We start from the raw sequence: 18,372 nt of genomic DNA, 5'->3' as shown, positions 1-18,372 counted from the left end.
GTGCCGGCAACAGATCCGGGATGGGGTCTGCCGCCGGCACTGCGGGGGGCTCCTAGTGCTTCCTGAGGTGCCCGAGGAGGGCCGCGACGTCCTCCGGCCCCAGCCCCGCTGCGACCGACGGCTCCTCCTCCAAGTCCGCAAGCTGCTGAACCGAGGGGTCGTCCAAGATCTTCCCCATGAACTCCAGCTTCTGGTCGAGTCTGACTTCGACGACCTCGTCGATGGTGTTCCGCGCGGCCAGCACCGTGACACGCGTCTCGGTATCGGGGGCGAGCCCCAGGCGGTGGATCCGGTCGAGGCTCTGGAGATAGCGGCCGGCGACGAAGTCGCGCTCCACGTAGACAGCGTCATGGCAGACCTGGTGGAGGCTGATTCCCTCGCCCAGGGTTGCCGGGTTGGAGATCAGTACGGCGCAGTCGGCACTCTCCCGGAACCTGCGGATCTGCTCGTCGCGGTCAGGTGTTCCGCCATGGACCACCGCTGGCGAGAATTCGGAAAGGAGGCGTTCCAAAGTGGTAAGGCTTCGCACAAAGGTTGTCCAGACGAGCGTCTTGCGGCCTGAGGCGGCGTTCTTCGCCACGATAGCCGCCGTCTCCGCGTATTTCGGCGACAGCTCGTAGTCCGGCAGCTTCTGCATCAGGGAGTAGAGGGAGTGCCCGCGAGGGATATCCAAAGGATCCAGCTGGTAGGTCAGGGGCTCGTAGCGGTGGCCTCCTTCCAGGAGGAGCGCGGGGCTGGTCGCGGCCATCAGCAGCCGCAGCGCAGTCTTCCCGAGGGCCGTGAGATCGTCCCTTCCAGGCAGGGCCCCTTCCCTGCCGACCAGGGCATCGTAGATTTCCGAATGGAGCGGCGGCATGTCGACGTAGCGGACCCGGGGCTCCATCGGAGGCAGGCCGAGCTCCTGCTTCGTGGTCCTGGTGAACAGCGGCTTCAGAGCCTTGCTCGCATCGGCAAGCGAGCCCCCGCTGACAGCACGCTCCACGGCCCGCTGGCCGTGCCCCGGCCAGACGAACCCCAGCAGGTTCTCCAGGTCCTTTCGCCCGTTGGGCGCCGGCGTACCAGTCAGGATGAGTCGGCGCTTGGCGAGCGGGCCGAGTGCCATACAGGCGGCGCCGTAGGTACCGCGCGCCCCCAGCTTCATCCGGTGGGCCTCGTCCAGAATGAGCATGGCGGGCTCCTTCTCCAGCCATGCGGACAGAGTGGGGAGCGCCCGGTCCAGTCGCTCGTAGTTGACGATCAGCACTTCCGCGTACTGGTCCATGGCCTTGTCGAGCACGTGGGGCCGCAGCGCGTGCCTGAAGCAGACGGCGGTCTCGTACTGCCAGGACTCGTAAGCGGACTTCGGACACACAACAAGCAGGCGTGTAACGAGGCCTGCGGCCTTCTGCGCCGCGTAGACGCCGAGCGCGCTCCGGGTCTTCCCCGCGCCGGGAACGCTGAAGTTCGCTCCGTGCTGCAGGCTGAGGGTTTTGGCGATGTCTCTCAGCTGGAACGCCCCGAGCGGGGCCGTCCACTCGTCGCCGAGCAGCGCTGGAACCTCGTCTGCGCTGATTTCGTCGGCGAGCGCGGCTTCTGGGCTGCGAAGCCGCTGCTCCACCTTTGCGGCGTCCTGGATGGTGCTGACGACGAGGTTCCTCAGATCGTCAGCCCACCGCACGCCGGCCTGGTCGGGCCAAGAGGAGAGCTGGTCGACCCGGGTGAGGACATCGTCGAGGTCGGCGACGGCAGTGCCGGGCCCCAGATGGCCGCCAGCGCGGAAGCGCCCCGCGAGCTGGACGAGGTCGTCCGCGAAGCCGACGGCCGCGCGGAAGACGACCTTGGTGCGCGTCTCATCGAACTCAAGACGCAGAGTGACTGCCTGCCCGGAGCTGTCGGTCATTCGCCCGCCCCGGCGGCGGAGGCGTGGAGAAGCCATGCCACGCCGTCGCCCGCGGTGTCGATTCGCTCCGCCTGGTCGGCGAGCTTGGCGAGGCTCTTGCGCAGCTGGAGGAGGGCGTCATCGAAGGCGGGGACGTCGAGCGTCCGGGACGCCCGAGCCTCTACGAGGTCCACCACGCACTGGTCGATGTCGGCGCAGGCGTCGGCCAGCCGTGCGGGAGCCAGCTGTTTGCGCTTGCGGACCCGGGCATCACGGCCAGCGTCGTCAATGGCCTTGTCGAATGCGGCCCTAGCGGCGTTGAAAGTCTCTCGGGCAGCCTGCCGCTCGCTGTCGGGGCAGTCGCCCGGCGCGTCGATGACAGCCTTGGCCCGGAGGACCTGGTCGTTGAGGGCGCGAGCGGCGGACACCTTGGAGGTGTCGCCGGCGACGGAGATCCCAAGGCCGGGCACGACGATGGAGTCCGGCGCCTTCTCCCCGCCGAGCCCCATGCCTTCAGGCAGGTTCCGGTCCAGGTAGTCGGACTTGGCGAAGTTCTCGTCGATGTGGCGGACGTCTGTTTTGGAGAAGCCCATGAGGATTGCAGCCAGACGCCATTCCCGGATGACCTCGGCCTCGTCCCGCTCCACCTCGGAGAGGTTCTTGTACAGGCGCTCGAGCTCCTTCAGCTTCTCCTGATCCCCCTCGAAGGCCAACAGGGAGAGCACAGCGGCCCCGGTGCGGCTGCGCTCGATGAGCTCCCGGATCGTCGTGAGGATCCAGCGCTCCTGGTGGTACGTCTTGGTCTGAACGCGGAACTCCTTCGCGATGTGCTCGGGTGTGCGGCCCAACTGGGCCTGCTCCTCCATGGCCAGCAGCCGGTTGAGGTACGAGTAGTCGCGGCGGTGGTCCTTGCGGAGCTGCAGAGACAGCTCGACGGCGTTGATGTCCGCCCACGAGAACGATGCCGGCAGCACACCTACCCGCATCGACTGGGCACCGAGCTCGCGCAGGGCGGCGGCCCTTGTGTTGCCGTTGACCAGTACCCCGTGATGGGTGACCAGACCCGGGTCGTTCTGGCCGAACTGTGCGAGGCTCTCCTTGAGCTTCTCGAAGGCGGCATCCCGCATCGCCGGATTGGCGGGGTCCGCCTGCAGGAGGTACGCCAGGTACTCCTGGCCGGAAGTCTCCCAGGGAGCCTCTTCCAGCTGCCCGTCACGGGCCGGGTCGTGGCTGCGCTGGGCCCGGATCCGATGCGTGCCGGGGTTGAAGTACAGGCTGCTCAGCGGCAGGTCGATGACCTCGACATGCGCGGTCTGGGAGTTCCAGTCGACGGTGACCGTCTCGCGGGTTCCCCCTGCCTCCTTTACCTCTTCCACCTTTGCCTTGATGAGCGCGCTGAACTCCTCGGCGCGCGGCGGTGCTGCAAATTCCCGGAACACGGGCCACTCCCTATTTATGTGTGTGCTGCTACGACTGGGTGCCGTCGGACACTGCATCGCGGATCGCCTGCCGGGATGCGGCGGGCAGGGTGCGGTATACCCCCCACAGGGCTTCCAGCGAGCCGCGGACGCGGCGGTCCGAGGCGATCCAGCCGGCCAGGGCGTTCTTTTCCAGAGGGGACAGCGCGGCCACCGCATCCAGCGTCCCGGCCAAGTCCGCTACCTCCCCCGAGCTGGAGCTGATGCACCGGCTGCACGCGGTCTCCAGCTGGTAGTCGACCGTGCCGTCGGGCAGCAGGACCTCGCGCCGGGCTACGCCGAGCTGCTTCGAGCTGCCCGGTCCGTCGATGTACTTCTCGGCTACGCCGATGCCGCAGGTCCGGCAGAGGAAGTCGTCCTCGCGCAGCACCTTGGCGCGCTGGGCCGCGCTGAGGCTGTGCTTGTGCTTAGGCAGTGACGCCTGGCCCGGCAGCCAGATGTCTGCGCCCTTGGCGACGAACTTCTGCTCCTGCTGCTTCAGGGCGGGATTGTCGCGGCTTGTGTCGATCTGCCATCCGTGGTCGCGCAGTTCGCGGAGCCGACGGTCGATCTGGGTGTTCTCCGGGAAGGCCTGACGGAGCATCGCCTTGGTGAAGATGCCGCCGACTCCGACCACCTCCACGAGCCAGAGGGCCGCGCGGGCCTTGGCGCCGAGCTCGGTGTCCGTCCATGAGGGAACTGCCATGCCGATACTCCGTTCGGTTGCCAGCCCGCTGATTGGAAGGTCGGGATAGACATCAGCGGGAAGGAGGTGAAAGGAATGCAAACCTGATCTTTGGCTCTGCGTCGCTTTTCTGCGTTCTGCAGCGCTCCTAGCGGAATCGCGGCGTGATCGCGGATCCCATTAATGACTGGCGCCGCTGCCGGAGTCCAGAGGTTTCGAGAGTTGCTCGATAACTTGGCAACAATCTGGCGGCAGTCGTCATAGCTATGCCGCTGAATCCCTTGACGGGGAGGCTAGGGTGGGGAGTTGCCTGAGATCGGCCACGGCCCAGTGCGGCCGTCGGTGCTCGGCAGAGGGCGGACAGGGGAGGGCGTGTATGAGTGGCTGGAAAAAGCCTGCTGGTAGGTCTCTACCGGCGGGGCGGCAGCACTTTCTCGGGATTCTCAAGAACCTGGAGGAGGTGATTGCTGCAGACTCCCAGGCGCACCTGGTGCGCCTGCTGCAAGAGCGGGGCTGCCCCGTCGACCGCAGCTCGCTCTCCAGATATCTCGGCGGGCAGCGCAATCCGGGGCAGCGGTTCGTCGCTGGACTGTACGAGCTTGCCGTGCATCGTGCAGGGGAGCCGGAAGCGGTGGGCCTGACATGGCCTGAAGTGGCTGAAGCGCATGAGCGTACCGAGCTTCGCAAGGCGCCCAAGTGCTCTAACTGTGTTGTCTTGGAAGGAAGAAACGCGGAGTTGGGGGCCGCCTTGGCGGCGGCGGAAGCCGGCCCTCGCAGTGTCGCTTCTGCGGTGCGGGGTGCGCCGACGCCGCCGCCGGTCCCCCTGAGGAGGGGGGACCGGCGGCGAGACGGATCCGATGCGCGAGCCGCCGAGCGCTTTGCCGCGAGCGCTATGGCGCTGGATGCGGACGGCAGAGTGAACGAGGTCGTGGCCGCGATGGCGGACGCGGTTGACTTCCTGACGCCGGTGGAGGCCGCAGCGGCGTACGTGGCGCTGGGTGCTGGGGGAGACGGCCAACTCGCTGGTTCTCTTGGTCAGATGTATGCGCGGGAGCGCCAAGGCCGCACCGTCATCCGGATGGCCCTAGAGCTGCAGGACAAGGGGATGGCCCAGGACGCGACCGCGATCCTGAGATGGGCCGCAGCCGTCGATGGTGTGGAGCGGGCTGCCAACAGTGAAGCCGGCCGGCGGCCCTGAGCCGGCGCGCTCACGGCAGGCGAATGGGCGGACCGCAGTTCCCAGCCGGTCCGCCCATTCGCCGGGTGTGCGGGCGACGAGCCTGTCGTTGCTAAGCCGCCCCTGCGCCGTGGCACTCCGCGTACGGCTTGCCCGAGGTGCACCAGCAGGGGGACGTGGGGGTGGGGGGCCAGGGGGTGGCTTTGCCTCGGGCGGCCAGGGTGGTGGCGTATTCCGCCAGGAGGGACGGGGAGGCCGGGGAGGACTTCTCCGAGGCGGCGAAGGCCTCGTACGAGGGGACGCTGCCCGTGACGATGCCCAGGTTCGTGGTGCCCGAGGCGGCCAGGGCGCGGAGGGAGGACTCGACCTTCGCCAGGTGGGCCTCGTGGGAGGGGTACTCCGAGGTGAGGGTGGGGTAGCCGGTCAGGAGCTCGGCCAGTTCGCGGGCGGGCCAGTGGAGGATGGCCACGGGGAAGGGGCGCGAGAGGGCGGCGCGGCGGTCGCCGAGTTCGGCGCGCAGGCGGGCGATCTCGGCGCGGAGCTCCGCCGGGTCGTTGGAGCCCAGGGCCCAGATGCGCTTGGGGTCGTGGAGCTCGTCCAGCGGGATCGGGCCGATGTGGCGGGTGTCCGCGACCATGTCCCAGTCGTCGTGGGGGAGGGCGAGGAGCCGGCGGACGCGGTGGCGGCCCGTCAGGAGGGCGGTCGTGGCCTGGGTGAGGGGGGTGTCCTCCGAGGTGAGGAGGGTGGCCGCCTCGGTGAAGCACTCGTGTGAGGCTTCCAGCTCGTCGTGGGATTCGAGGGCCTCCGCGATGACCTCCCAGGGTGCGGGGTCCGTGGGCGCGGCGGCGCGGATGCCGGAGATGAGGGCGCGGGCCTCGGCCTCGTGGCCGTACTCCCACAGGTTCGCGGCCTGGCGGGCCTTGATCAGGTGGGGGTTGGCGGGGGAGGCGGAGAGGAGGCGGTCGTAGAGCGCGCTCGCGCGGTCCCGGGCGTCGCCCAGTTCGAGGTGGGCCGCTGCCTGGAGGAGCAGGGGCTCCTGGTCCTCGGGGTAGCGGGTCGCCGTGCGGATGAGGCGCTCGGCTTCGGCGATGTGCTCTGCAGGCGTGTCGGGGCGCATGGTTCACACCGTACTGCCGCTGGTCAGTTGAGGGGGGAAGTCTTAGGGTGCCGGCCGTGCGGGATCGCGTGCGGGTGGTGGTGCAGGGGGGCGGTCGGCGGGCGCGCCGGATCGGGCTCGCGCGGCTGCTGTGGGTGGGGGCCGAGGTGATCACCACGGTGGGGGTGGTGGTGGCGCTGTTGGTGGTGCACCAGGTGTGGTGGACCAATCGGCAGGCCGTGGCCGGCGCCGAGGAGCAGGTCCGGGCGCTGGAGAGGCGCTGGGCGGGTGGGGGCGGGGATGGGGATGGGGTTGGGGGCGCGGGCGGGGGTGGGGGGCCGGATGTGCCTGGGGTGGAGGAGGCTCCGGGAGTGGTCGTGGGGGGATCGGAGGGTGGCTCGGGCGGAGGGGCCGGGGGCGGTGCCGGCGTGGGGGCGTCGCCTCCCGCGGGGGCCGGTGCGCGGCCCGCGCCGGCGGGTTCCGGTCCGGCGCGGGACGAGGCGTACGGCGTGTTGCGGATCCCGAAGCTGGGGCTGTCGGTGCCCGTGGCGGAGGGGGTGGACCGGCGGGCCGTGCTGGACAAGGGGTACGTCGGGCACTATCCGGGGACGGCGCAGCCCGGAGCGGAGGGGAACTTCGCGGTGGCCGGGCACCGGAACACGCACGGGGAGCCGTTCCGGTACCTGAACCGGCTGCGGGAGGGCGACGAGGTGCTCGTCGATCTGCGGGGGCGGCGGTACACGTACGTGGTGGGGAAGGTGCTGGCGGAGACGAGCCCGGGGGACGTGGGGGTCATCGCGCCGGTGCCGCGGAGCGGGGTGGGGCCCGGGTACGGGTACGGGGAGCCCGGGTCCTACATCACGCTGACGACCTGCACGCCCGAGTACACCTCGAAGTACCGGATGGTGGTCTGGGGGGTTCTCAAGGGCGTTGTCGGTGCCGGCCGTTAGGGTTGACTAGGATCGAGTGTGCGTTCTGGTGAAGTGAGTTGAGGGGGTGGTTCGTGTGGGGCGGATGGTTCGTGCACGGTCCTTCCTGTCTTCCTTCTCCTTCTCGTCCCTGCTCGTCGCCCTGCTGTTGCTCGGCGGGGTCCTCGGGCTGCTGTCCGGGGAGGCCGGGCTGGCGGCCGGGATGGTCGTGCTGGCCGCGGCGGTCGCCGTGGGCGCGGCCGTGCTGGCGGGCTGCCTCGTGCGGCCCGTGCCGCCGCACCGAATACGCACCGCGATGCGTGATCGCGAGCAGCGCACGGCGTTCCTGCCGCAGCGCGATCCCGACGCCTCGGGCCGGTCGCGGCCCAGGGCTCCCGGCCGTCCGTTCCCGACGGCCGCGTAGGGGCGCGCAGTGTCCGCTGCCTTCCGCTCTTCCTCTGACTGAACGCTGTTGCCGCCCCTCGCGGGTCGTCACGCCGAAATGCACCGTTTTCGACGTTTGACGAGACCCCTCGGAGGGCCCGCGTGTCCGTTTTCACTCATCTCGTTGCCCAGCTGGGCCGGCTCCTGGAGCCGGTGCTGGCCGAGTCCGCGACCGCTGCCGCGATCGTGCTGTTCACCCTGCTGGTACGGCTCGCCCTGTACCCGCTGGGCCGTGCCGCGTTCCGTGCGGCGACCCCGGGGGCGGGGTGTCTGCCGATGCTGTTGCAGCTGCCGGTGTTCTACCTGATGTACCGCTCGTTCTCCTCGGGGGACGAGCTGCTGGGCCACCGGCTGTTCGCCGCGCCCCTCGGGGCCCGGTGGTCCGCGGCGCTGGAGGAGGGCGGCCCGTTCGGGGCGCAGGGGCTGGTGTTCCTCGGGCTGTTCGCCGCGATCGCGGCGGTGGCCGCGTGGAGTGCGGTGCGGGGGCGGCGGGCCGCGGCGGCCGCGCCGGCCGTGGCGCCCGTCCTGCCCGCGGTGAAGGGCGCGGCGGGGGCGGCGGCCGCGCCGACGGCCGAGCAGCTGGCGGCGATGCGCAAGCTGGGCGGCGTACTGCCCCTGCTGTCGTTCGGGACGCTGATCACGGCTGCCGTCGTACCGCTGGCCGCCGGGCTGTACCTGCTGACCACGACGGCCTGGTCGGTGGCCGAGCGGGCCTGGCTCCAGCGGCGGGCGGCCGCCGGAGCGGCGAGCGGAGCCGCGGCGGGTGCGGCGAGCTGAACGGGGGCGGGTGCGGCGAGCTGAGCGGGGGAGTGGGGCTGGGGGGTGGGGCGGGCAGGGGCGCGGAGCAGCGCGTTCCAGTCCGTGAACAGGGTCTTGCGGATTGGTCGGACATCTTGGAGGATCAGCCAATCCTCCGATGGCCGCAACCCATCGGCCGGCCCTGGGCGCGCCCCGGGCCGACCACCCACGACCACGGGAGAATGCTCATGAAGCTGCTGCGTGTCGGACCCGTCGGGTCGGAGCGCCCCGCGCTGCTCGACCAGGACGGGACCCTCCGGGACCTGTCCGGCCTGATCACGGATGTGGACGGGGCCCTGCTGGCCGACGACTCCGTGCTGTCCCGCGTACGGGAGGCCGCGGCGGACGGCGGGCTTCCGGTGCTCGACGCGGAGGGGCTGCGCATCGGCTCCCCGGTCGGCCGGATCGGCAAGGTCGTGGGCATCGGCCTGAACTACTTCGGGCACGCGGCCGAGATCGGTGCGGAGCCGCCCGCCGAGCCGATCCTGTTCCTGAAGGCCGCGGACACCGTGGGCGGCCCGGACGACACCGTGCTGATCCCGCGCGGCAGCGTGAAGACCGACTGGGAGGCCGAGCTCGGCGTCGTCATCGGCAGCACCGCCCGCTACCTGGGCTCCGCCGAGGAGGGCCTCGCGCACGTCGGCGGCTACGTGCTGGTCAACGACGTGTCGGAGCGCGAGTTCCAGATCGAGCGCGGCGGCACCTGGGACAAGGGCAAGAACTGCGAGACGTTCACCCCGCTCGGCCCCTGGCTGGTCACCGCCGACGAGGTCCCGGACCCGCAGGTCCTGGACGTGAAGCTGTGGGTCAACGGCGAGCTCAGGCAGGACGGCAACACCTCGGACCAGATCTTCCCGGTGGGCGAGGTCGTGCGGTACCTGAGCCGGTTCATGACGCTGTACCCGGGCGACGTGATCGTCACGGGGACCCCGGCGGGCGTGGCCATGGGCCAGCCGGAGCCGAAGCCGTACCTGAGGGCGGGTGACGTCGTGGAGCTGGAGATCGAGGGGCTCGGGCGTCAGCGGCAGGAGTTCAAGGGCGCGTAGGGCCTTCGGCGAAGGGGAGGGGCGGGCCGCCCGGGCGGCCCGCCCCTTCGGGTGCGTGCGGGTACGCGTCGCGCGGGCGGGTCAGCCTTCGGCCGACGCGCGGCGGCGGCGGTTGGCCACGACCAGGCCGGCGCCCGCGGCCAGGGTGCCGGCGGCGGCGCCCGCCATCCAGGTGGTCCCGCTGCCGGCGCCGGTGCTGGCCAGCGGGCCGGAGGAGGAGCCGCCCGCCGGGGCGGTGTTGCCGTTGCCCTTGCCGGTGCCCGTGGCGACGGCCTGCTGGACGCCGTCCTTGGTGCCGGCACCGGCACCGGCACCGGTTCCGTTGCCCGTGCCCGTGCCCGTGCCGTGGCCCTCGTCCTTGGCGCGGGCCACGTGCTGGCCGGTCTTGAGGAACGCGGTGCGGTCCTCGGGCGTGCCCTTGAGGGCGGCGAGGGCGGCCTTCTTCAGCTCCGGACCGGCCTTCGCGACCATGGACGCGATCAGCACCTTGTTGTCGTCGTCGCGCAGCTCGAACTGCGTGGTCGTCATGAAGGTGCGCAGCTGCGCCGGGGTCGGGTTGCCTTCGAGGAACTTGATGATCCCCTCCTTCAGGCCCGGCCCCGCGTCCTTGAGCATCCCGAACAGCGCCACCCGGTCGTCCTCGGCACGGACCTTGTGCTGGCCGGTCGCGACGAACTCACGGATCTGCTCGCGCGTGCCGTGGTCCATCAGCTCGTTGACGGCCCGCGTGATGCCCCGGCCGGCGCCGTTCAGCATGCGCATCATCTCGACGCGGTCGTCCTCCAGGCGGGCCACGTGCTGCCCCTCCTTCAGGAACTGGGTGAACGCCTCCTGGGTGTCCTTCCGGAGCGCCTCCTTCGCGGCGGCCTTCACGGCGCGGCCGCCGAAGTGGTGGATCCGCGAGATGAGGACCGCGTCGTCGTCGAACTGCTGCTCCGCCAGCTCGACCGTCAGGAAGTGCCGCATCTGCTCGGGCGTGCCCTTGAGCGCCTTCGCGGCCGCCTCGCGGACGCCGGGGCCGCGCGCCGGGTCGGCCAGGATCTTCTCGATCTCGGCCCGGTCCTTCGCCGCCTGGGGGTCCTCGGCGGGCTTGTCCGCCGCCGGCTTCCCCTCGACGCCGCGGTCGGGCGCGGTCGGGGACGACGGCGTGGCGGCCGCGCCGTCCGCCGTGTCGGCCGCGAAGGCGGGCGAGGAGAGCAGGACGGCCGGGGCGATCGCGGCGGTGGCCACGATCGATGCGATCCGGGGCAGCTTCACAGGTGGGGTTTCCATTCTTCACATGTGTGATGAGCGGCAGCCTGTGCAGGATAGATCGTTTAAGCGTTCGAAAACCGTCGATTTTGCGACAGGCTGGATCACACGGCGACGACCGACCCGTCGCGGGACGAAGTGCGCGCCGCCTCCAGCACCGCCAGGCACTGGGCCGCCTCGTACGCCGTGACCGGGGCCGGGCCGCCCGTGCGCAGCGCCTCCTCGACCGCCGCGTAGTAGGCGGGGTAGTCGCCCGGGACCGTGGGCACCGGCACCCCGCCGCCGGTCAGCGGGGATTCGCCGGAGCCGAGCCGTCCCCACAGGTGCTCCGGCTCCTCGCCCCAGGCCGCCCCGCCCGCACCGCCCGGCCGCAGCCCCTCGCGCAGGGCGGCCTCCTGCGGGTCCAGCCCGTACTTGACGTAGCCGGCCCGCGAGCCGAGGACGCGGAAGCGCGGACCGAGCTGCGCGGCGGTGGCGCTGACGTAGAGGTGCGAACGGACGCCGTTCGCGTGCGTGATCGCGATGAACGTGTCGTCGTCGGCCTCGGCGCCCGGACGGCGCACGTCGGTCTCCGCGTAGACCCGTACGGCCGGGCCGAACAGCACCAGCGCCTGGTCGACGACGTGGCTGCCGAGGTCGTAGAGCAGGCCGCCGATCTCCTCCGGCGCGCCGGACTCGCGCCAGCCGCCCTTGAGCTGGGGGCGCCAGCGCTCGTAGCGGGACTCGAAGCGCTGGATCTCGCCGAGTTCGCCGTCGGCGAGGAGGCGGCGCACGGTGAGGAAGTCGTTGTCCCAGCGGCGGTTCTGGAAGACGGACAGGAAGGTCCCGGTCCGCTCGGCGAGCGCGGCGAGTTCGCGGGCCTCGGCGGCGGTGGCGGCGAGCGGCTTGTCCACGACGACCGGGATGCCGGCGGTGAGGGCCGCGGTGGCGAGCGGGACGTGGGTCTTGTTCGGGGAGGCGATGACGACGAGGCCGAGGGCGTCCTCGCCGTCGCCCGCGCGCTCCCACAGCTCGTCGGCGGAGCCGGTGACGTGGACACCGGGGTGGGCCTCGCGGGCCTGGGCCTGCCGGCCGGGGTCGGAGGTGACGACGGTGTCGAGGACGAGGCCCTCGGTCGCGGACACGAGCGGGGCGTGGAAGACGGAGCCGGCGAGCCCGTAGCCGATGAGCGCGACGCGCAGCGGGGTGCGGGGGGCGGCGGCGGAGGAGGCCGAGGGGGAGGTCGAGGGGGAGGCGTTCATGGGATCCACTTTGGCAACAGTGTTGTGTAAGTGCAAGGAGGGTGGACAATGGGTGGGTGAACAGGGGAAACGCGGAGGGCGGCCGGGGCGGCGGGAGCGGCGGCGGCCGGGGCGGGGTGAACCTGCCGGCGCTGCGCGGGCACAACGAGGCCCTGCTGCTGGACCTGCTCCGCGCCGCGGGTCCGCCGGGGCTGGGGCGCCCCGAGCTCGCCGCCCGTACGGGGCTCACCCCGCAGGCCGTCAGCAAGATCACCGCCCGGCTCGCGGCCGAGGGCCTGGTCGCCGAGGCGGGCCGTGACGCGTCGACCGGAGGCAAGCCCCGGACCCGGCTGCGGCTGGTCCCCGGCGCCCGGCACGCCGTGGGGGTGCACCTGGACCGCGACGGGCTCAGGGCCGTACGGGTCGACCTGGCGGGCGGCGTCGTCGCCGAGTGGAGCGGCCCGCTGGACTTCGGGGCGGGCCCGGAGGCGGCGGTGGACGCCGTCGTACGGGCGGTGGTGCGCGTCGCGGGCGGCGGCGCGGGGGCTCCGCCGCTGCTCGGGGTGGGTGTGGCGGCGCCGGGACCGCTGGACTGGCGCAGCGGGGTGCTGGGGCGGGTGACGGGGTTCCCGGAGTGGGAGGGGTTCCCGTTGCGGGAGGTGCTCGCGGGGCGGTTGGGGGCCGCGGTGGTGGTGGACAAGGACACCAACGCCGGGGTCGCGGCGGTGGGGCCGGACGCGCCGGGTGTGCCGGGCGGGGCCGGTGCCGCCGCCGGGCCGGGCTCCGGATCTTCCGTGTACCTGCACGTCGGGACCGGGCTCGGGGCGGGGCTGCGGCTGGACGGCGCGGTCTACCGGGGTGCGCGGTCGGGCGCGGGGGAGTTCGGGCACCAGGTGCTGCGGCTGGACGGCCCGCCCTGCCGGTGCGGGGGCCGGGGCTGCCTGGAGGTGCTCTGCCTCGACGCCGTGGCCCGGGGCGATCTGGCGGAGGCGGCGCGGGTGCTGGGCGAGGGGGCGGCGAACCTGGTGGCGCTGCTGGACGTGGACCGGGTGCTGCTGGGGGGCCGGGTGGTGGCGGCGGAGCCGGAGGTGTTCGTGGAGGGGGTGCGGGAGGTGCTGGCCGCCCGCGCTTTGACGGCCGGCCCGCCGCCGGTGGTGGCGCCGGCGCCGGCCGGGGTCGCGGAGGGCGCGGCGGAGCTGGCGCTGGCGCCGCTGTTCGGGCGCGGCTGAACCCGCCGGGGGCCGGGGCGGGCAGGTCCGGGCGGGCGGGGTGGGCCGGTGGCAGGGAACGCCGGTCGGGTCCGGGGCGCGGGCCGGCGTCTGCGGTGTCGGGAGGGGGTGCGGCACGGTGGGTGCTGCGGGTCCAGGGCCGGGGCACGGGTCGGCGGGTGCGTGCCCCTCGGGCCCGGGGTGGGCCGGTGGTCGGGAAGGGCGGTCGGGTCGGCCGCGGGCCGGCGTCTGCGGTGCCGGGAGGGGGTGCGGCACGGGGGGCGCTGGGGGTCCAGGGTCGGGGCACGGTCCGGCGGGTGCGTGCCCCTCGGGCCCGTCTGGCCGCGTCTGGCCATGTCTGAGCCCGTCTGGCCCGTCGCCCGGTGGGTCGCCCCGTCCGGGCTTGGCCGACGGGGTGGGTTTCGGCTCGGGCCGGGGGCCATCCGGGGGTAAAGCGGGAGGACTCGGGCGTGGGCGTGGGGAGGGGGAGCGGGGGCGTGGGAAGGTGCGGGCGGAGGCGGGGTGATTGTCGCCTCGTCCGATCATCACTTCCGTCCGGCGAGCAGCGAGGTCTTCCATGCGACTGCGCAACGCCCTTGCCCTCACGGCCCTGCTCCTCTTCCTCGCCGCACCCTCCGCCGGCGCGGACAACGGCACCGGCGGCGCCCCCCACCCCGCGCCCGCCCCGGCCATGCCCGCGCCCGCGACGCCCTCCCGCGCCCGCGCCACCTGCGGGGACGGCAAGAGCGGCGCCTTCCCCATCGGGGCCCGGATCCGCGGCGGACCGGTGGTCTACCGGGCCGGCGGCGGACCGCAGGGCTGGCTGCTGGACCTGACGAACACCACCGGCGGCCCCTGCACCGCCATCCACCCCGTCATCGTCTTCACCGACCCCGCCAGGGCCCTGCGCCCCGCGCACCTCCGCATGGCGTTCGAGGCCCCCGGCGGCCCCTACCCCGTGACCCTGGAGCGCAGCGACCGCGACGAGATCATCGCGGTGTTCGACGGGAAGGACGCCTTCCCCGGCTTCTCCGTGCCGGCCGGCGCCTCCGTCACCGTCAAGGTGCAGCTGGCCTTCGCCCCTGACGCCCCCCTCGGCGAGGTGGTCGCCGACGCCGCCCTGGTGCAGCGCAAGGGGGACGACGGGGAATGGGTGGGCGAGGCCGGCGGGTACCGGTTCTCCGTGGAGGGCCCCGAGGACCCCGACGACGCCGTCACGGCGGGCTCGCTCGCGCACACCGGCCGGCGGGACCGCGCCTACGGGGCCGGAGCCCTCGCCGCCCTGGCCGTCGGCGGCGGCCTGCTGCTCGGCGCCCGCCGCCTGCGCCGGAACCCGCGCTGAGCCCCACCGCGGCCGCCCCCCCGCACCCCCGTCCCCGCCCGCACCTCCCGTACACCTCCCGCACGTACAGTCCGACCGTGGAAGAACAGAACCGCCCCGCCGCCCCCCACCGCCCCGGCTCGCCCGTCCGCTCCGGGATCCCCGAGCACGGCCGCATCCCCAAGTACTACGCCGTCAAGGCCCGCATCGCCGATCTCCTCGACGAGCTCGGCGAAGGCGGGGCGCTGCCCACCGAGCGGGACCTCGCCGAGCGGTACGAGGTGTCCCGCGAGACCGTGCGGCAGGCCCTGCGGGAGCTGCTGCTGGAAGGCCGCCTGCGCCGCTCCGGCCGCGGCACCGTCGTCGCGGGACCCAAGCTGGAGCAGCCCCTCTCCCTCGCCAGCTACACCGAGGGCGTGCGCCGCCAGGGCCGCCGGCCCGGCCGTAACCTGATCGGCCTGGAGCGGTTCCCCTGCCCGCCCGAACTCGCCCGCGGCATCGGCGCCGAGCCGGGCGAGCCCGTCTGGCACCTGGAGCGCGTGCTGCTCGCCGACGACGAGCGCGTCGGGCTGGAGAGCACGTACGTCCGGGTCGCCCGGGCCCCCCGCCTCGACATCGATTTCCAGCCGGACTCCTCCTTCTACGGATACCTCCGCGACAGCCTCGGGATCTCCTTCGGGGACGCCGACGAAAAGCTGGAGACGGTCCTCGCCACCCCTCGCGAGGCCCTGCTGATCGGCACCCCGCCCGCGCTCCCGATGCTGCTCATCCACCGCTTCTCGCGCGACCAGGACGGCCTGCCGCTGGAGCGGGTGCGTTCGCTCTACCGTGGCGACCGGTTCAGCTTCACGACCCGCCTGCGGCCCGAATAGTCCCCGAAGAAAAGGAATCCAGCCGACAAACCAGACCAATCGACATCACGGAACGGTAACGGGTCTAGTCCAAGCGTCGAGGGCTGTTCACCGGCCCGTCGCCCGCCCGATCCTCCGGGGTCACGGACCGCCCCGACGGTGGACGGCGTGAGAGTCATAGTCGTCGGAGGCGGCGTGGTCGGCACCATGCACGCCTGGCAAGCAGTCCAACGCGGCCACGAGGTCGTCCAGATCGAGCGCGAGGCCGAGGCGCGCGGCGCCTCACTGCGCAATTTCGGCCAGATCTGGGTCAGCGGCCGGGCCGGGGGCGAGGAGCTCGACACCGCCCTGCGCGCCCGCGAGCTCTGGGAGCGGATCGGCGCGGAGGTGCCCGGCCTGGGTTTCCGCGCCATCGGCTCCCTCACCCCCGTACGCAACGCCCGCGAGCACGCGGTCGCCGAGGCGGCCGTCGCCCGCCCCGACGCCGCCGCCCGCGGCTACAAGCTGGTCACCGCCGCCGAGGCGCGGGAGATCAACCCGGCCCTGCGCGGCGCCTTCGAGGCCGCCCTGTGGTGCGAGCGCGACGCCGCCGTCGAACCGCGCACCGCCCAGCTCCACCTCCGCGAGGCCCTCCGCGCCTCCGGCCGCTACACCTTCCTGCCCGGGCGCGAGGTCCGCGACCTGGCCGGCCCCGGCGCCGTCCGCGACGACCACGGCGACGTCCACCGCGGCGACGCCGTCGTCCTCGCCACCGGAGCCTGGCTCTCCGGAATGGTCCGCGAGCTCGTCCCCGACCTGCCCGTGCGCCGCGTCCGGCTCCAGATGATGCAGACCGCCCCCCTCGGCGAGCCGCTCACCACCTCCGTCGCGGACGCCGACAGCTTCCGCTACTACCCCGCCTACCAGAGCGACGCGCTCGACCGCCTCAACGCCGAGCAGGCCCAGACGCCCGTCGCCGCCGCGCACAAGATGCAGCTGCTGATGGTCCAGCGCCAGGACGGCGGCCTGACCATCGGCGACACCCACGAGTACGAGCACCCCTTCGCGTTCGACACCGTCGAGGACCCCTACGACCACCTCACCGCGGTCGTCGAGTCCTTCCTGGGCCGCCCGCTGCCGAAGATCGGGCACCGCTGGGCGGGCGTGTACGCGCAGTGCACCGACACCAGCCGCGTCGTCCACCGCCAGCAGGTCGGCGAAGGCGTCTGGCTCGTCACCGGACCGGGCGGCCGGGGCATGACCTGCTCGCCCGCCATCGCCGAAACCACCGCGAACGAACTGGGCTGGTGAGCCGCATGACCGAAACCCGCACCCCCGGGAAGCTGATCGTCCTCGACATGGCCGGCACCACCGTCGCCGACGGCGGACTCGTCGAGCGCGCCTTCGAGCGCGCCGCCGAACGCCTCGGCGTGGAGCCCGGCACCCCCGACCACGCCGACAAGCTCCAGTACGTCCGGGACACCATGGGCGAGTCGAAGATCTCCGTCTTCCGCCACCTCTTCGGCACCGAGGAGCGCGCCCGGCTCGCCAACTCCGCCTTCGAGCAGGCCTACGCGCAGCTCGTCGACGGCGGCCTCGTCACCGAGATCCCCGGAGCCCGCGCGACCATCGAGCGGCTCCGCGCCGACGGCCACACCGTCGCCCTGACCACCGGCTTCGCCCGCGTCACCCAGGACGCCATCCTCGCCGCCCTCGGCTGGCGGGACCTGGCCGACCTCACCCTCTGCCCCGCCGACGCGGGCGGCCGCGGCCGCCCCCACCCCGACATGGTGCTGGCCGCGTTCCTGCGTACCGGCGCCGTGGCGGACGTGCGCGAGACCGTCGTCGCCGGCGACACCGCCTACGACATGCTCAGCGGCAGCCGCGCCGGCGCCGGCATCGTCGCCGGGGTCCTCACCGGAGCCCACGACCGCCCCGCGCTCACCGCGCACGGCGCCACGCACGTCCTCGGCTCCGTCGCCGAACTCCCGGCGCTGCTCGCGGAGTCGGATCCCTCGTGAGCGGCATCCGCTTCGACTCCGTCTCGGTCGCCTACCACGGCACCACCGTCCTGGACTCCCTCGACCTCACCGTCGAACCCGGCGAGGTCATGGCCCTGCTCGGCCCCTCCGGCTCCGGGAAGACCACCGCCCTGCGCGCCGTCGCCGGCTTCGTCCGGCCCGCCGCCGGCCGGGTGCTGATCGGCGGCCGGGACGTCACCGCCCTCCCGCCGCACAAGCGCGGCATCGGCATGGTCGTCCAGCAGTACGCGCTCTTCCCGCACCTGAGGGTCGAGGACAACGTCGCCTTCGGCCTGCGCGCCCAGAAGGCCCCCAAGGCCGAGATCCCGGCCCGGGTCACCGAGGCCCTGGAGATGACGGGGATGGCCGCCTACGCCAAACGCCACCCCCGCGAGCTCTCCGGCGGACAGCAGCAGCGGGTGGCCATCGCCCGGGCCCTCGCCATCCGCCCCGGGGTCCTCCTGCTCGACGAGCCCCTCTCGGCCCTCGACGCCCAGCTGCGCTCCGGGATGCTGGCCGAGCTCGCCCGGCTGCACCGCGAACTCCCGGACGTCTCCATCCTGTACGTCACCCACGACCAGGTCGAGGCCCTCACCCTGGCCGACCGGATCGCCGTCATGGACCGGGCCCGCCTCCAGGACTGCGGCACCCCGCAGCAGCTGTACCGGGCCCCGCGCACGGAGTTCACCGCGTCCTTCGTCGGCAACGCCAACCTGCTCCCGGTGACGGTCGCCGAGGGCGGCGCCCTGTTCGAGGGCCGCTCCCTGACCCTCGACCGGGGCCCGGCGGCCCCCGGCTCCACCGCCACCCTGTGCGTACGGCCGCACCTGCTGGCCCTCGGCGAGGGGCCCAACGCCCTGCGCGGCACCATCGCCGAGGTGCAGTGGCGCGGCTCCACGCACCGGCTGTACGTCGACGTCGGCGGGCACCGCGTCAAGGCCGACCTCCCCGAGCTGCGGGAGACCCCGGCCCTGGGCGACGAGGTCACCCTCCACTTCGAGCCCCGCGACGCGGTGCTCCTGGCGGCGGGGGTCGCCCGTGCCTGAGGCCGC

The 18,372-nt window shown here is 73.0% G+C and carries 17 protein-coding genes; 11 read left to right on the top strand and 6 right to left on the bottom strand.

The features are described from left to right. Positions 1–52: 52 nt before the first annotated feature. From ACIRBY_RS29540 to ACIRBY_RS29530, 3 genes are read right to left on the bottom strand one after another with little or no spacing between them, the layout of a single operon-like run. Entirely contained in the window at positions 53–1,879 is a 1,827-nt protein-coding gene (locus tag ACIRBY_RS29540; RefSeq protein WP_403906155.1) for a DEAD/DEAH box helicase, read from the bottom strand. Next, positions 1,876–3,297, bottom strand: coding sequence for a hypothetical protein (locus ACIRBY_RS29535; RefSeq protein WP_403906153.1), 1,422 nt, complete (start codon positions 3,295–3,297; stop codon positions 1,876–1,878). Before ACIRBY_RS29535 ends, ACIRBY_RS29540 begins: the two co-directional genes overlap by 4 nt. A 28-nt stretch (positions 3,298–3,325) precedes the next feature. Beyond that, a complete protein-coding gene (locus tag ACIRBY_RS29530; RefSeq protein WP_403906151.1) occupies positions 3,326–4,021 on the bottom strand; it encodes a hypothetical protein in 696 nt (231 codons plus the stop codon). Positions 4,022–4,376: 355 nt separating this feature from the next. Here ACIRBY_RS29530 and ACIRBY_RS29525 point away from each other — a divergent pair, with 355 nt between their 5' ends. Then, positions 4,377–5,198 (top strand): hypothetical protein, encoded by an 822-nt coding sequence (locus tag ACIRBY_RS29525; protein WP_403906149.1) that lies wholly within the window; start codon positions 4,377–4,379, stop codon positions 5,196–5,198. A gap of 91 nt (positions 5,199–5,289) precedes the next feature. Here the strand turns inward: ACIRBY_RS29525 and ACIRBY_RS29520 are convergent, their stop codons facing one another. Then, positions 5,290–6,294, bottom strand: a complete 1,005-nt coding sequence (locus ACIRBY_RS29520) for an SEC-C metal-binding domain-containing protein (protein ID WP_403906146.1) — start codon at positions 6,292–6,294, stop codon at positions 5,290–5,292. 47 nt (positions 6,295–6,341) lie between these two features. On the opposite strand from ACIRBY_RS29520, the gene ACIRBY_RS29515 reads away from it, so the two are divergent. The 4 genes from ACIRBY_RS29515 (at position 6,342) to ACIRBY_RS29500 (ending at position 9,469) form a co-directional block, all read left to right on the top strand. Then, positions 6,342–7,223: a class E sortase gene (locus ACIRBY_RS29515; RefSeq protein WP_403906143.1), complete on the top strand. Its 882-nt coding sequence runs from the start codon at positions 6,342–6,344 to the stop codon at positions 7,221–7,223. A gap of 64 nt (positions 7,224–7,287) precedes the next feature. Next, complete coding sequence (locus tag ACIRBY_RS29510) at positions 7,288–7,605, top strand: DUF6412 domain-containing protein (protein ID WP_403906141.1); 318 nt, start codon at positions 7,288–7,290, stop codon at positions 7,603–7,605. A gap of 122 nt (positions 7,606–7,727) precedes the next feature. Continuing rightward, the gene (locus ACIRBY_RS29505; protein ID WP_403906138.1) at positions 7,728–8,402 is read left to right on the top strand and encodes a YidC/Oxa1 family membrane protein insertase; all 675 of its coding nucleotides are present in this window, start codon (positions 7,728–7,730) and stop codon (positions 8,400–8,402) included. 209 nt (positions 8,403–8,611) lie between these two features. Further along, positions 8,612–9,469: a fumarylacetoacetate hydrolase family protein gene (locus ACIRBY_RS29500; protein ID WP_403906136.1), complete on the top strand. Its 858-nt coding sequence runs from the start codon at positions 8,612–8,614 to the stop codon at positions 9,467–9,469. 81 nt (positions 9,470–9,550) lie between these two features. On the opposite strand, the gene ACIRBY_RS29495 is transcribed toward ACIRBY_RS29500, so the two are convergent. After that, entirely contained in the window at positions 9,551–10,741 is a 1,191-nt protein-coding gene (locus tag ACIRBY_RS29495) for an ALF repeat-containing protein (protein WP_403906133.1), read from the bottom strand. Between the two features lie 83 nt (positions 10,742–10,824). After that, positions 10,825–11,961, bottom strand: coding sequence for a Gfo/Idh/MocA family oxidoreductase (locus ACIRBY_RS29490; protein ID WP_403906131.1), 1,137 nt, complete (start codon positions 11,959–11,961; stop codon positions 10,825–10,827). Between the two features lie 56 nt (positions 11,962–12,017). Between ACIRBY_RS29490 and ACIRBY_RS29485 the strand changes: the two genes are divergently transcribed. The 6 genes from ACIRBY_RS29485 (at position 12,018) to ACIRBY_RS29460 (ending at position 18,366) form a co-directional block, all read left to right on the top strand. Then, positions 12,018–13,169 carry an ROK family protein gene (locus ACIRBY_RS29485; protein ID WP_403906128.1) on the top strand — a complete coding sequence of 384 codons (1,152 nt, stop codon included), beginning with the start codon at positions 12,018–12,020 and terminating at the stop codon, positions 13,167–13,169. 556 nt (positions 13,170–13,725) lie between these two features. Beyond that, entirely contained in the window at positions 13,726–14,490 is a 765-nt protein-coding gene (locus ACIRBY_RS29480) for a hypothetical protein (RefSeq protein WP_403906126.1), read from the top strand. Positions 14,491–14,567: 77 nt separating this feature from the next. After that, positions 14,568–15,341: a GntR family transcriptional regulator gene (locus ACIRBY_RS29475; RefSeq protein WP_403906123.1), complete on the top strand. Its 774-nt coding sequence runs from the start codon at positions 14,568–14,570 to the stop codon at positions 15,339–15,341. Between the two features lie 147 nt (positions 15,342–15,488). Beyond that, positions 15,489–16,610 (top strand): TIGR03364 family FAD-dependent oxidoreductase, encoded by a 1,122-nt coding sequence (locus tag ACIRBY_RS29470; RefSeq protein WP_403906121.1) that lies wholly within the window; start codon positions 15,489–15,491, stop codon positions 16,608–16,610. A 5-nt stretch (positions 16,611–16,615) separates the two neighbouring features. After that, positions 16,616–17,320, top strand: a complete 705-nt coding sequence (locus ACIRBY_RS29465; RefSeq protein ID WP_403906118.1) for a phosphonatase-like hydrolase — start codon at positions 16,616–16,618, stop codon at positions 17,318–17,320. Beyond that, a complete protein-coding gene (locus ACIRBY_RS29460; RefSeq protein WP_403906115.1) occupies positions 17,317–18,366 on the top strand; it encodes an ABC transporter ATP-binding protein in 1,050 nt (349 codons plus the stop codon). Before ACIRBY_RS29465 ends, ACIRBY_RS29460 begins: the two co-directional genes overlap by 4 nt. Positions 18,367–18,372: the final 6 nt, after the last annotated feature.

It is taken from the genome of Streptomyces sp. NPDC096136, assembly GCF_044763325.1.
Lineage (GTDB): Bacteria > Actinomycetota > Actinomycetes > Streptomycetales > Streptomycetaceae > Streptomyces.
The sequence above is the reverse complement of the archived record's forward strand: the minus strand, read 5'-3'. Positions and strand labels throughout refer to the sequence as shown.

Excerpts from the sequence above, each read along its gene's own strand:
- ACIRBY_RS29540 (WP_403906155.1), bottom strand. The coding sequence starts at position 1,879 with ATGACCGACAGCTCCGGGCAGGCAGTCACTCTGCGTCTTGAGTTCGAT.
- ACIRBY_RS29530 (WP_403906151.1), bottom strand. The coding sequence starts at position 4,021 with ATGGCAGTTCCCTCATGGACGGACACCGAGCTCGGCGCCAAGGCCCGC.
- ACIRBY_RS29525 (WP_403906149.1), top strand. The coding sequence starts at position 4,377 with ATGAGTGGCTGGAAAAAGCCTGCTGGTAGGTCTCTACCGGCGGGGCGG.
- ACIRBY_RS29520 (WP_403906146.1), bottom strand. The coding sequence starts at position 6,294 with ATGCGCCCCGACACGCCTGCAGAGCACATCGCCGAAGCCGAGCGCCTC.
- ACIRBY_RS29510 (WP_403906141.1), top strand. The coding sequence starts at position 7,288 with ATGGTTCGTGCACGGTCCTTCCTGTCTTCCTTCTCCTTCTCGTCCCTG.
- ACIRBY_RS29500 (WP_403906136.1), top strand. The coding sequence starts at position 8,612 with ATGAAGCTGCTGCGTGTCGGACCCGTCGGGTCGGAGCGCCCCGCGCTG.
- ACIRBY_RS29495 (WP_403906133.1), bottom strand. The coding sequence starts at position 10,741 with ATGGAAACCCCACCTGTGAAGCTGCCCCGGATCGCATCGATCGTGGCC.
- ACIRBY_RS29490 (WP_403906131.1), bottom strand. The coding sequence starts at position 11,961 with ATGAACGCCTCCCCCTCGACCTCCCCCTCGGCCTCCTCCGCCGCCGCC.
- ACIRBY_RS29480 (WP_403906126.1), top strand. The coding sequence starts at position 13,726 with ATGCGACTGCGCAACGCCCTTGCCCTCACGGCCCTGCTCCTCTTCCTC.
- ACIRBY_RS29465 (WP_403906118.1), top strand. The coding sequence starts at position 16,616 with ATGACCGAAACCCGCACCCCCGGGAAGCTGATCGTCCTCGACATGGCC.